This is a genomic window from Kaistella sp. PBT33-4, assembly GCF_029194425.1.
Classification (GTDB): Bacteria; Bacteroidota; Bacteroidia; order Flavobacteriales; family Weeksellaceae; genus Marnyiella.
The window spans coordinates 70,008-83,227 of record NZ_JARFYL010000005.1 but is presented as its reverse complement, the minus strand read 5'-3'; the positions used below and the strand labels follow the sequence as shown (position 1 = coordinate 83,227).

General features: G+C 37.2%; 9 protein-coding genes. 6 read left to right on the top strand and 3 right to left on the bottom strand.

Annotation, left to right across the window (positions count from 1 at the left end):
• The first annotated feature begins 34 nt into the window (after positions 1 to 34).
• The 3 genes from P0M11_RS11430 to P0M11_RS11420 all read left to right on the top strand — a co-directional run bounded on the left by P0M11_RS11430 (position 35) and on the right by P0M11_RS11420 (position 6,284).
• A complete protein-coding gene (locus tag P0M11_RS11430; protein ID WP_275625794.1) occupies positions 35 to 3,700 on the top strand; it encodes a hypothetical protein in 3,666 nt (1,221 codons plus the stop codon).
• A gap of 68 nt (positions 3,701 to 3,768) precedes the next feature.
• A complete protein-coding gene (locus P0M11_RS11425) occupies positions 3,769 to 4,851 on the top strand; it encodes a hypothetical protein (RefSeq protein ID WP_275625793.1) in 1,083 nt (360 codons plus the stop codon).
• Positions 4,852 to 5,330: 479 nt separating this feature from the next.
• Entirely contained in the window at positions 5,331 to 6,284 is a 954-nt protein-coding gene (locus tag P0M11_RS11420) for a WYL domain-containing protein (protein ID WP_275625792.1), read from the top strand.
• A gap of 704 nt (positions 6,285 to 6,988) precedes the next feature.
• Here the strand turns inward: P0M11_RS11420 and mobC are convergent.
• The 3 genes from mobC to mobA form a co-directional block, all read right to left on the bottom strand.
• Entirely contained in the window at positions 6,989 to 8,980 is a 1,992-nt protein-coding gene (mobC, locus tag P0M11_RS11415; protein ID WP_275625791.1) for a conjugal transfer protein MobC, read from the bottom strand.
• A gap of 101 nt (positions 8,981 to 9,081) precedes the next feature.
• Positions 9,082 to 10,371, bottom strand: a complete 1,290-nt coding sequence (gene mobB, locus P0M11_RS11410; protein ID WP_275625790.1) for a conjugal transfer protein MobB — start codon at positions 10,369 to 10,371, stop codon at positions 9,082 to 9,084.
• Between the two features lie 2 nt (positions 10,372 to 10,373).
• Positions 10,374 to 10,811: a conjugal transfer protein MobA gene (mobA, locus tag P0M11_RS11405; protein ID WP_275625903.1), complete on the bottom strand. Its 438-nt coding sequence runs from the start codon at positions 10,809 to 10,811 to the stop codon at positions 10,374 to 10,376.
• Positions 10,812 to 11,353: 542 nt separating this feature from the next.
• Between mobA and P0M11_RS11400 the strand changes: the two genes are divergently transcribed.
• Genes P0M11_RS11400 through P0M11_RS11390 form a run of 3 tightly spaced genes read left to right on the top strand, consistent with a single transcriptional unit; the run spans position 11,354 to position 13,205 of the window.
• The gene (locus tag P0M11_RS11400; RefSeq protein ID WP_275625789.1) at positions 11,354 to 12,121 is read left to right on the top strand and encodes a ParA family protein; all 768 of its coding nucleotides are present in this window, start codon (positions 11,354 to 11,356) and stop codon (positions 12,119 to 12,121) included.
• A 4-nt stretch (positions 12,122 to 12,125) separates the two neighbouring features.
• Positions 12,126 to 12,563, top strand: coding sequence for a DUF3408 domain-containing protein (locus P0M11_RS11395; protein WP_275625788.1), 438 nt, complete (start codon positions 12,126 to 12,128; stop codon positions 12,561 to 12,563).
• Positions 12,564 to 12,569: 6 nt separating this feature from the next.
• Positions 12,570 to 13,205: a conjugal transfer protein TraD gene (locus P0M11_RS11390; protein WP_275625787.1), complete on the top strand. Its 636-nt coding sequence runs from the start codon at positions 12,570 to 12,572 to the stop codon at positions 13,203 to 13,205.
• Positions 13,206 to 13,220 lie beyond the last annotated feature (15 nt).

The window sequence follows — 13,220 nt, the reverse complement described above, 5'->3', positions numbered from 1 at the left end:
TTTAACATTAAAACCAAACAAATTTATAAAAAAAATGTCAACAAAAAACAACGCAGCACAAACGCTGTTCAGATTTGTGAGTTTAAGAAACCCGCAACTTACAGAAACAAAAAGAGTCAACTTTGGATTTATTCATCGACCAGAAAATATAGAGGGAGAATTTGATGAAGCTGTAGCAAACAAAAGTGCTGAAACCAGTAAACTCCAAGCTTTAAATTCTATAGGAAGTGAATTTGGGGGACAAGTTTTTACAACTGTAGAAGAATTAGAAGCAAGTTACTTTTCAGAAATGCTTCAAATAGGAAGAAAAATTTCCAAACGAGAAATTCTAAATGATCAAGACCGTGCAACAACTGATACTTTCTACCGAAATATTCTTACAAATCCATTGGAATTAACAGAATTATTAAAAAACCTTTGGGATAATATGATTTATCAGGTAGTTTCTCAAAAAGATTTTTACGTAAAAGAAGCCATCAGCCAAATTTTGAAAGCGATACATCTGGGATATGTACAAAATGTAGATCCTACTGAAGAAATCATTAAAATCAATGGAGAAAATCCTTTGGACAATGCTTTGAATTCAAAAATTGTAATGCCAAAAGAACTCTTTGTAGAAGAAGAATCTACTGCAAATTCTAATACACCATCTGCGATAAACCCTGCAACTTTACAAAGATTAAAATATGAATCGTCTAAAAATTTAACCATAAGCAAAGCCCTGCAAAAAAAACTAGCTGCGGAGCACCTAAAGTCCGAAATGGCTGAAGTAGAAAGACAGTATTTCAACGAGAGAAAAAAAGCATATAATGAAGCGCAAAATGCTTATCAAGCGGAATATGGAGAACAAATTTCTGCTTATGAAACACTGCTGGCTGAAATAGAAAGTACGATCACGGAAGAAACTCCTAGAGAAGAGGCAGAGGCAATGTATGCACAATTGAAAGACTTGGAAGTACCACCATTTGATTTTGAGTTCAAAAATGAAATCAATATTGAAGATTTACAGACAAAACTTTCTCCAGAATCCTTTGATTTGTTTATGGAACTTTTTACAAATCTGGATTACAATACCGCAGATGTAGCAAACCTTTTAGAAGCAGAAAAAGTAATAACTTCTGATTCTACAATGCAAATTGGAGAACAAACATTGGAAATAGACGATTCTTATCAATCTTATTTTTCTGTAGCAGAAAAACTTCACAATCTAATTGCAGAGCAAGCACAATATACGTTAGATAATTCGCCGCTTCCACAGCAACAATATACCACTATTGGTGGAGCATTAATTCCTGTGGCACAAACTTCTAGCTTCACACATCTTGCCTACACCTTGTATGTAGATTGGTCTAGAAGAGTATTTTTTGCAGGAAATGAGACCGTTAATTTTTCTTTTGAAGTAGAAAATTCTTTCTGGAGTGTTGCTAGTGCAAAAATATCTGGAACATCTTCTGCTGGTCAATTTTCAGAAAATTATGGTGCCATTTCTGTACAAAACAATAAAATTACTTTTCCGGCAAATAGCACACAAAATCTTACGGGTATTTCTGCTTTAAAATTAGAAATATACTTTGCCAATGGAAGAGAAAGCACTTTGGAAATTCAAAACGTGCAGACTTTACAATTGTACACAGGAATTTTATCTTTGAAATCTATCCGAGAAAATAATCCTACGGAAGGCGAAAGTGGAAGCACTCCACGTAAAAATTTTGGCATCAAAAGATTAGGAATTGCAGATTATCAAAAAGTAGTACAAAGTGTGCATGCTTATGTACCGGGAGAAGTCTCTAATATTGAGAATGTGATGGCGAGTGAATTGCGCCACAAATCTTCCACAGCCAGAGATTATTCTGAAATTACAGACACCACTTCAAAATCGCAGGAAACCGAGAAAATATCTGATACTTCTAAAACTTCCAGAACGGACATGCAGACGGAAGTTGCCAAAGAATTGGATAAATTACAAAGTGTCACTGCACATACAAGATATAGTTTTGAAGGTCTTAATAACAAATTTGAAATCGGTGCAGATTATGCCAATAATACGGCACAACATGATAGCACTAGACAAGCCGTAATGAAGTCTCAGGAAATTACAGAAAGAGCCATGGAAAGAGTTCTTACCAAAATTTCTGAAGAACGTGTGCAAAAAATCATCAAAGAATATACAGAAACCAATGTACATGAATTTGATAACCGTGGAAAAGTAACCGATACTGACAATCCAGATGCAGCACAGCCAAAACATATTACAGGGGTGTACAGATGGATAGACAAGAAGATGAAAAACCAGATCTACAACTATGGAAAACGCACCATGTTCGAATTTATGGTACCAGAACCTGCAAAACTGCACAAATTGGCATTATCGGTTGCTAATGTGAAGCAATTAACCGCACCTGTAGATCCAAGAAGAGCACCCGAATCGCACACTATGGCGAATCCAAAAATGGCAACCAAAGAATTGTTGGAATATTGGGCAGGAATTTATGGAGTTACTTTAACTGCGCTTCTTCCACTCACAAAAGATCAGAATGTCGCAAGACAAGATTTTGGGTTGCATGGAGATGCGTCTATGAGAAGTTTGCCCATCACAATTATGGATAATTATACAGCAAAATCTGTAAAAATAATGTATGGGCATAATAGAGAAAAACACCATAATAGTATTTTTGGTGGAGGCAATAAACCACAAACACTTTATTTTAGCAACTTTAATGGCGGAATGCTTTCTTCAACCTCTACAAGTACATACGTTCAATATAAAGAAGTTGGATATTTTGCTATAAATGTAACAGGAGTGTATGATTATAATTTTAGAGGAGACAATTTAAATGGAAGTCATTTAGCATTTTCTTTTAAACTACAACTATCTGATGCTTATTTAGACGCTTGGAAAACGGAAAACTTCAATACCATAATTGCTACCTACGAAAAAGCATTGCAAGAATTTAAAGATGCACAAGCAGCTTTGGAAGCAGAACACGCAACAAAAGAGGGAGAAGCCAAAGAAAACCAAGGCAACTTCTACCGCTATATGGAAGTAGATGTTTTGAAACACAACTGTATTGCTTATCTGTTGCAAGATTATCTAAATATTCTTGGTCAAGATTTCACAGATGGTGATACTATGGATACATTTCAAGTATATCTGAATGAAAATCTGGACAAATACACCGCCCTTGCAAAATTTATGGAGCAAGCCATGGAATGGGAGATTATGGATTATACGTTCTACCCGTACTATTGGGGCAATAGAGCAGAATGGCAAGCAATGTATGTATCTGAAAGTGTAGACCCTTTGTTTAGAAGTTTCTTACAAGCAGGAATGGCAAGAGTAATTGTAACTGTAAAACCAGGCTTTGAAGATGCCGTACAATTTTTCCTAACTACAGGTAAAATCTGGAATGGCGGGGAGATTCCAGTAATTGGAGATCCAATGTACATGAGTATTGCAGTAGAGATGCGCGAACCCACCGGAAAAGCACAAGGTAAATATTGGATTACACGGATCCCAACTACGCTTACTATTTTACAAGACAAATCTACAGGATTAGCAGTAGAAGAGCCATTGCCAATTTTCCCAGAAGGAGATCCGGACAACTGTGAAAATCCTATGGAGCTGGAAACTGAAACGAGTTTTAGAACCGATGATGTACAACTTTTAGGCTCTGGTGAAACAAACAGTACAATATCTTAATTTTTTTTCAAAAAAATCGGCGGTGGTAACCACCGCTGTTTTTATTTTAACAATTAAAATATAACAAAATGAAATATATAGAACCCGTAAAAATCCCCAAAATAAAAACCTTGGGAGTAAATAAAAAAAATGATTCTGAGAACAAAGAAGAAAATCTTGAAGATATGATCTTACAGGTTTATTGGACAACTGTTAAACCAAGTGGTAATGATGTACCTGTAAGTAAGGCCTTACTTGGAGAAAAAGTTTATTTGGCGGTAAAGACTAAAGGCATCCCGAATAAAACGCCTCTTTTAATAAGAATATACGAATATAATAGAATTACCAGAAACAAAAAGTTATTTGACAGTGATATTACAATTAAAAATAACTTTGGAGCTACTAAAGAGTTATTTCTGGAGAAATCCGAAAAATGGTTAAATTTGTTAAAAGAATCAGGAGAAGTAAACGAGTTGGAGCTATACGCAGAAATTTATGCATACGGAGAAAAAGTAGAAAAAGGGAAATATTTAAAAGTAAGAAACTCTGATGAAGTTGTTGTATTTTTTATTGGTGGTGCTGCGGATAAATCAAGTTATGGGATAATTTTTGGGCCTGACAAAAATATTTTACCCGCAAAAAAAAGTTTAGATGCTATAATTTCAAATAGAGTTGACTATAATTCTTATTATCTTGGTTTTGAAGAAGTATATGATATTCCAAATCAGACAAATAGAGTAGAAGAAAATGTTTTGCAATATATTGACAAAAATTCTTCAATATATATTGTGGGACATAGTTTAGGCGGTTGGAATGGGGCTCATCTATCTCAAATACTTTCTGATAAAGGGTATAATGTGGAAGCGTTAATTACACTTGATCCTGTTGGAGAAGGTTTTTTCGTGTACGTGGGTTCATCTATTTATAAAAATAAACCAAATTCTAAATCGAAATTTTGGATTAATATTCTAGCAAATCCTTCAAAACCAGACGAAACAGATGATGTAGCAGAATTTGGAAAGAGGTGGAAAATGAGTTCAGGACCTAATATAAATATTGTTATGGATATTAATCATTGGAATGCTAAAAAAATGTTTGAAAATATAATAAAAGATAAAAAATCATGTTTACAAATCATGTCTGAAAATATTGTTAATAAGATAGGAAAATAATGTATGGAAAACAAGGATATTGGGTTTTTGGTATTGGGAATATATATATTAATAATAATATTAATCAAAATAATTTTTAAAAGAATTAATATTCCAAAATTAATTATTTTTTCGATGGTATTATTTTTATTATTAAGTTTCAGTTTTGTTATTTATATGCACTTAATTAATAAAAATGAAAAATATCAAGGACTTATCTATTTTTTTTATGCAATGGAAATAAATATATATTATGTAATGCTAAGTATAGCATCCTTGTTATTATTTAATTTTTTTAAAAAATAGCAGAAAACTATTTATTACAACGGTATCCTATCTGTACTCCGAAGTTTTAACTTCGGAGTTTTTTACTTCCAGATTTATGCATCAGGCCTTTGAATGGGAAATTATTTATTGCACCTTCTAATAACACTAGAAATTAAAACACGACACTTTTTGTCGCATTACCTTGCTATCTTTGGTTTACAAAAACATCAAAGATGAAAAAAGATTTCTTCCTTACCCGGTACGCACTTATAATTAAAAAACTTGAGTCCGTACCTTCAACCTATAGTCAGATCGAAGACTACCTGCTTAATTCCTTTGAATTTCAAGACGCAGGCGTTACAAGCTATTCAATACGGACCCTGCAGCGCGATATTCTGGAGATTTCCAGACTCTTTAACCTCAGTATCCACAATAAAAAAAAAGGCGATAACCGCTACTACATAGACAGCCGTCCCGTTATGGAGATGGATGAATATAACCGGAAGCTGCTGGAATGCTTCCAGATCAGCAACGTCCTGAATATGCACCCGGATTTCTCAGATTTCATTTTTTTCGAGTCCCGGAAGCAAACGGGTCTGGATCACTTTTATAACCTCTTTTTCGCCATCAGAAACAGAAGGATTGCAACTTTTGACCATTACAATTACAAGACAAAAGCACTTACTTCCCGAAAAGTACATCCCCTGGCACTCAAGGAATCCAAAAACCGATGGTATCTGATCGCGGTCGACACCAATGATGAAAAGCTGAAATCATTTGGTCTGGACCGTATATCTTCTCTGGAAATAAGCAAAGCAAGATTTCGGGAGAAATACAGATACAACTTTAAGGAACACTTCAGACATTCATTCGGGGTAATGAATCTGGTCCATCAGAATCCACACCGCATTCTCATTAAATGCAGCAAGGAGCAGGGGGAGTACATTAAGAGCTTTCCGCTTCACCGCTCTCAGAACGTTGTGGAAGAAACCACGGAGCACACCGTTTTCGAATTCTTCCTTCATCCTACCTATGATTTTGTTCAGGAAATTCTCTCGTACGGCAAACAGGTGGTTGTACTGGAACCGCAATCTCTGGCTGATGCCGTAAGGGAGATATTCTCAGACTGTCTGAATAACTATAAATCTGAAACCACCTTTGAAAATAATCATCCATCAACCCTCTAATCGCCAGTATCTTCCACCTATATATACTCTGGGTTATTGTATTTGCAAATTATTTCAAAACCTGCATCCTGCAGTACCGATAATTAAAGTATTGGAGACCGCCATAAATTGGATAGCAGGTTCCAGCAGAAATTTCTGACCGATTATAACCAGTCGGTATCGTACTCAAAACCGAATGCCTTTTTTCCTTCTGCCGGTTGCAAAGCCGAACGCTAATAAGTTGGTAATATTTCATTGCACACCAGTGGGCGTACACATATATTGGTGCTTTTGTAGACTTTTTTTAGAACAATAAATTTTTACCTTCTGTTAGCTCACTCAGGACACGAGGCCAAGATCCTGAAGTTTTCTTCGCGGTTCATCGGTGCGGGCTCCGGTGGCGATTCTGGGTGATTCTGCAATTGTTTGCGATTGTGTAATAAATCCAATGACAAAGGTTAAATGTTTGTTTGCGATGCTTCCACACCTTTTTCAGGATGACATACAAGAGCAGAGAATTACTATTAACCGTAAAGAGATAGGGGAGGGAAGTTATAATGCCTTAGTGACAATTGCCAAGCCAGTAGGTTTTATTGAGACGAGCAATTAAATTAGCAAAGACCGAAAAGAAAATTTTAAGTTCTAATTTTAGTGTTGTAAGTTATATTAGAACTGTTTAGTCTCAAAATAATTTAAACGTTTCGAGATTTATTCAGTGCTTTAGGTTACTGTGGTACCAAATGTTGCAAATCCGGGTCATTCTTAATGCGCTCTAATTCTAATATAATAATCTGTACTATGTCCTGTTTTATTTGGCGGTAATTGCCTTCAATTTGTTGCTTCATTTCATCTTCACCATTTCCGAAAAATAAAATTTGCGGTATTTGTTGATACCCTTTCGTTTCAGCAGCTACTGTATCATTATCCACTACAATTTCAGCATGAAATATCTTCTGCTCGATGCGTTCATCAAAGTTATCCGAAACAGCACCTACAAACATACCTTGTGTCAAAGTCGATATTTTCGATGCAGGAATAAGGCTGTCTAACTGTGTCGATATGGAGGTAGATTTATCATTACGGTTGATAGTTAAACTTTGACGTTTTTGCAATACCTTTCCGAAACGTTCCGAAAGGCTTTTTGCCGTTTCGCCAACCACCTGACCACTGAAAATATTACCTACTGTATTTTGAATTACCTTGCTCTCTTTATCGCCGTAATCCCTTGCTAATTGCGAAAAGTCCTGAAAGCCCAAACACACAGCCACTTTATTACTTCTCGCAGTTGCGATCAGGTGATCCAACCCCCTAAAATAAATTGTGGGTAACTCATCTATAATAACCGAACTTTTTAATTGCCCCTTTTTGTTGATGAGTTTCACAATTCTTGAATTGTACAAACCCAAAGCTGCGGAGTAGATATTTTGACGGTCGGGATTATTTCCAACACATAATATCTTTGGCTCTTTAGGATTATTGATGTCCAAAGAAAAATCATCCCCTGTCATAACCCAATACAACTGCGGGCTAATCATTCTTGACAAAGGAATTTTTACCGATGCAATCTGACCCTGTAACTGGTCTTGTGCGCCACCTTGCCAAGCATCCATAAAAGGCGATAAGTAGTTTTCCAAATCGGGGTAAGAAGTTAAAATCGTGAATACGTCCGAATACTTTTTGTTCAGCAATTCAATAGCGTGAGGGAATGTACAATACTTACCGTCCTCATAGATTTTAAGATACCAGATTATTGCTGCAAGTAAGATAATTGGACTTTCCACGAAAAAATCACCTTGCTTCTGTATCCAACTTCGGTTGAGGTTCAGCATTATGGTATAAGCTGCTTCGTAAGCATCTGAAATATCCGTCATAAAATCGGGATTTACGGGATTGCAACGGTGGCTCTTACGTGGGTCGTCAAAATTTATCACGTAAAATTTGGGTTGAACTTTATATTTATTCCGATGCTTCAATAAATGGTTGTAGGCGATAGTTGAAAGGTCGTCGAACTTAAAATCGTAGATGTACATACTAAAGCCTTTCTCAATTTGCTGTTTGATGTAACTGTTTACGATGGCATACGATTTTCCTGAGCCAGGAGTGCCCAACACAATTGAGGCTCTAAAAGGATTGACTATGTTAATCCAACCGTTGTTCCATTTGCCTTTGTAATAAAACTTTGTGGGAAGATTGACAGAATATTCGTTTTCCATCAATTTAGTTTCCTGCTGAAAACTTTCGTTCTCATTGTTGAAAACATCTTCCATCAGATTAGTACGAAGCAAACGGCTCATCCAAACCCCGGCTACCATTAAAGCGATATAGCCTAAACCTGTGGTAAGGGCATAAAGGGTTGTAGCGGTTAGTAATGGTAGCTTTAGTAAAGAGAAATTCAGAAAAAACAGGACAATGCCGATCGCTAAAGCCACATAGATTTTAGACCAGGTTATCTTTTCATTTTTAACTCCCTTAGAACCCAAACAGCTTAATGCCAGCAATACAAAAGCAAACAGCTTGGTATATAGGGTATGCGAAAACAGACCTGCTGTTTGCTGAAAATTACCCAATATTTTGTTGATGATTTCTAACGTCCAGCCACGTTCTATAAAGAAACCGTAACAAAACCAATAAAGGTGCATCAGTACCAAAAGGATACTGACAGCGCTCATAAAAGCCATTACTTTGGCTAAACCCCTTAAATCGTCTTCTCCCTGCATTATTTTTAATTTTAATGTTCGGGCGTGAATTTAAAGGCTGTGCTTAGTGGCTATAAGAATATGACAGTTAATGGCGGTGCATGGCGGAGTATGGCTGATTTCTATTTCTGACCTCTTTGGCGATTTCTTTTTTTCTTCATTTTGTTGGCAAAATCCTGTTCCTCGTAATCTTCGCCCTGTGCTTCGGGCAATAAACCGCCTAATGCTTCACTCAAACCGTCGTCGTGTTTTTCATTAGTATTCAGGAAGTCGAACAAATGATGTGGTTCTTCCGCAGGAAGCTCCGCATCGTTTGGTCTCGATATTTTCGATTGTAGTTCAACCGGCTCTTTAATCTCGAGTTTGATATTGTTGTTCCAATAATCATTAAAGGTATTGGCAGAAAGTTCATTGCCTAAGCGTGAACCGTTCCAAACAGTTTTAGAATTGTGGTCTATAAAAGTTATTCCGTAAATACGTCCTGTGTCATTTCTGCGCACCACTACATTAATGCCTTGTTCGCCTAACTGCTTTTTAAAACCCTGCTCATCAATCGTTGATTGCAGGGCAATGATAACGGCAGCTTTAATGGTTGGCTTTGTAGGGTGGTCTTTTAAAGCCTTTTTGCTTTTTACAAAATGATATTCTAAAGTCGGTAGCCCTGCGTTTTTTCCGAAAAGCGAAGCCTTGAACGGATGTCCGGCTCTTTCTCCTTTATCGTTTAACGGAATGTATAATAAACCCTGCCGTAGCTGCCCCTGAAATTCGCCCTCCACTTTCTCAGTGGTAATATTGAACAGGGAAAGCAAAGCATTGTATTCTCCCAAAGTTTGGTATTGATAATAATTCGGCAGGTGGCGGACAACCGAAGCGATTTGGCTTTTTATATCTCCACCTTTGTAATCCAACGATCGGAAAATCTTGTCGCTCTGCTTGTGTTCCTTATCTGTTGCAGGTATTAATCCGTGCTTCCTTTCCAACTCACGACAAACATTCATAGACCGCATTTTCTCGAATTTGTCCGAAATCTTTTTGCCCTCTTCGTCCACACAAACTGATACTATATGAATATGACTGCGATCAATATCGGCATGTTTGAATACGACAAAAGGCTGTTCGCCGTAACCCATTTCCCGCATATATTCTTCTGCCATTTCCCTGTACGTGTCATCACTTACTTTATCTTGCGGGTCGGGATTGAGCGAAATATGCAAGGTATGTTTTTCTGTATTTCGGTTGGCTATCAAATAAGGCACAAAAGATTGGGCTAATTGTGCTACGGAATAATGACCGTTAGCGGTTTCAATCATCTTATTGGCAAACAAAATTTTTCCATTTTCATTTTCCACTTTGAGCTGATTGTATGCCAATGCACTGTATAAATTTCCACTTCTGCCAATTTTTGCTATCATTTCTAAGTCTGTTTTTTCAGAGGTCCTGCTTCAAATTCTTCGGTGATCTGAATGATTTTTTGGCATAACATCGCCATTTCAGCCGTCTGTTTTTCCAATTTGTAAAGGAACGCTGCGGCTTTTTTCTCGGAAAAATTCCTGTAAAGCAGCTTTACAATCTGGTTATAGTTCACACCTACGGAGCGAAATTGACTGTGAAACGAGGTCAGTCGCATATAAAAATCAACTGTTCCTTTGTCAATTTTAACCGATTTCATTTCCTTATCAAACAATAAGGAAATGATAAACTTAGCTTTATTAGGCATTCCCGATGCTTCAAAAAGTGATAAAAGTTTGGCGTTTTCCTCGTCCGTAAGACGGAAAACATGGCGGTAGATCCTCGGGTCGGTTTTCGGTATCCGTCCCCCTTTATTCTGTTTTTTGTTACTGTCCTCGTTCATCACTAATCCATTTTTAATTCACACAAAACCTCGACTTCGGAGAGTGTTTTTTAGCTCCCAGCAGGGCAAGTTGTTTTGAGGCACTAACTCGGTTCCGAGTGCCTCAAAACACAACTTGCCGTGTTCTGGTGAACACAAAAATCCGCCTTTCCGGACGGATTAAATATAGCAGGGAAAAACGGCTTGATGCCGTTCTGCTTTTGTCCATTTTGTCAAGATGCTTTTGCATTAATCTGTTAATAAAAATCATTTTACAAAGTAAGGTGCTGTTGGTTAGAGTATTTCAAAATCATACCCAGACAAAAACCGCCTTTGAACGCCAAACACTGCCACATTGTTAGAACTGTTTGTTTATCTCTTTTTATTTGTACCAACAAAAGGATATAAGTCTGTAGATAACTATGCAGGTAACAACATAAGGACTTATCTACATACCGATATAGGTTGGTATCCAAGTGCATAGAGAATGTAGCAGATAGCTATCGAACTACTGAAATAAGCACATGGGTGATTGAGTATATAACAATTAAAATAAATGAAAGATGAATGCAAAACACAAGACAGTATTTATCGCCTTTTCTTCTCAAAAAGGCGGTGTCGGTAAAAGTACATTTACAACGCTTGCGGCAAGTAACCTGCACTATCGTTTAGGCTACAATGTAGCTGTATTCGATGTGGATTTTCCACAGCACAGCCTCATTAAAATGAAAACAAGGGATTTGGCAATGGTAATGGAAAATGAGATTTTGAAAAAGCTGGCATACAAACAATTTACTACGATCAACAAGAAAGCCTATCCAATTATGCAGCACAAAGCGGATAACGTATTGGATGCTGCTCACGAATATCTAAGCACGTCTTCCGTTCCGACTGATGTCATATTCTTTGATCTGCCCGGAACAGTGAACACGCCAGGGATCTTAAAAGCTTTGGCAGGAATGAATCACATTTTTACGCCTATCACAGCAGACCGTTTAGTAATGGAAAGTACGCTCATCTTCACACAGCTTTTGCAGGATGTGATTATGAAAAAAGGAGAAACATCCATAGAGACCATTAACCTGTTTTGGAACCAAGTTGATGGCAGGGAAAGTACCCCTTTATATGGCGTGTATAACCAACTCATTGAACAATTAGGGTTAAGTCTGATGCAAAGTCAAATCAAGAACAGTACCCGCTTTCGTAAAGAAAGCGAAGTGGATAGCAAAACCGTTTTCCGTTCTACCGTAATGCCTCCAGATGAACGGTTGATGAAAGCCTGTCATTTGGATCTCTTTATGAACGAATTTCTAAAAATCATTCAATTATAGTCTTATGGAGAATGAAAACAAGAGAAAAGGCATGCCTGAAATTAATGAGGAACTTATGATGAACCTGATGGTTGATGGCGTAAAAAAAGAAGGGTTACAGCTTCCTCATGAACCTCCGAGCGAAGCACCCGAAAAGGAAGAGATCAAGTCTAAAGAATTGACATCGGAGAAACCCGCGGTTAAAGGAAAGAGCAAAACCAAAAGTACAAAAGAAGCAGATTACGAGAGTATCTTTTTCAAAAAACCGGATACCAATGCCCGTGACGGAAAAACGGTTTATATCCGACCGTATTTTCACGAAAAAATGTCACGTATCGTACAAGTGATAGGAGAAGATAAGATTACTATTTACGCTTATTTAGACAATTTACTTGATTACCATTTTCAGGAATTTGGTGAGCAGATTACCAATAGTTATAATGATAAGTACAAACCCATTTAATAAACTATGGAAACAATAATTGTGATATGCCTGCTGATAATCATTATCCTGCTTGTGCAGGACAAAATTGTTATCAGGAAAAAGACGGAACAAAAGCCAACGCAGGACAAAGTCAATCCGAACCTGCCCGATATTATGGGTCCGCCTAAGCCTGCACGAAGCCTTTCAGTGCCAAACACCGCCACCGAACGCCAAATGGAGGAAGATGAGATAAATCCCGATATTTTAGACATTGAATACAACGAAAATGAAAACGTTGGTATTCAAATTCCGCAGAAAGAGCTGGACGAAGTTTTCGGTAATATATCTGACCTGGAGGAAGAGGAAGAAGATTGGAACAGGTACGGAATATATGGTGGCGATAACAGTCTTGCCCAAGGGGTTACCTACGACGAACTAAGCTCGGTAGGGGCATTGCTCCAAAAAGAAAATTTGGAACAATCCCAAAAGGAAACAGCGATAGCCATAGTTCAAAAATTACAGGGAACTGAATTATTCAGCCTGCTGGAAAATTCTATAGAAAGTGCGTCCCGAAAAATAGCCGAGCTACTGGACGGTAGCCTTTCTTCTGAAACTCATGCTAGTTCTTCCACTTTGCGGAGCAATGATTTGGAGGATTTTGATATTGGGGAGTTTGTGTAAAAAAAAACAATAACC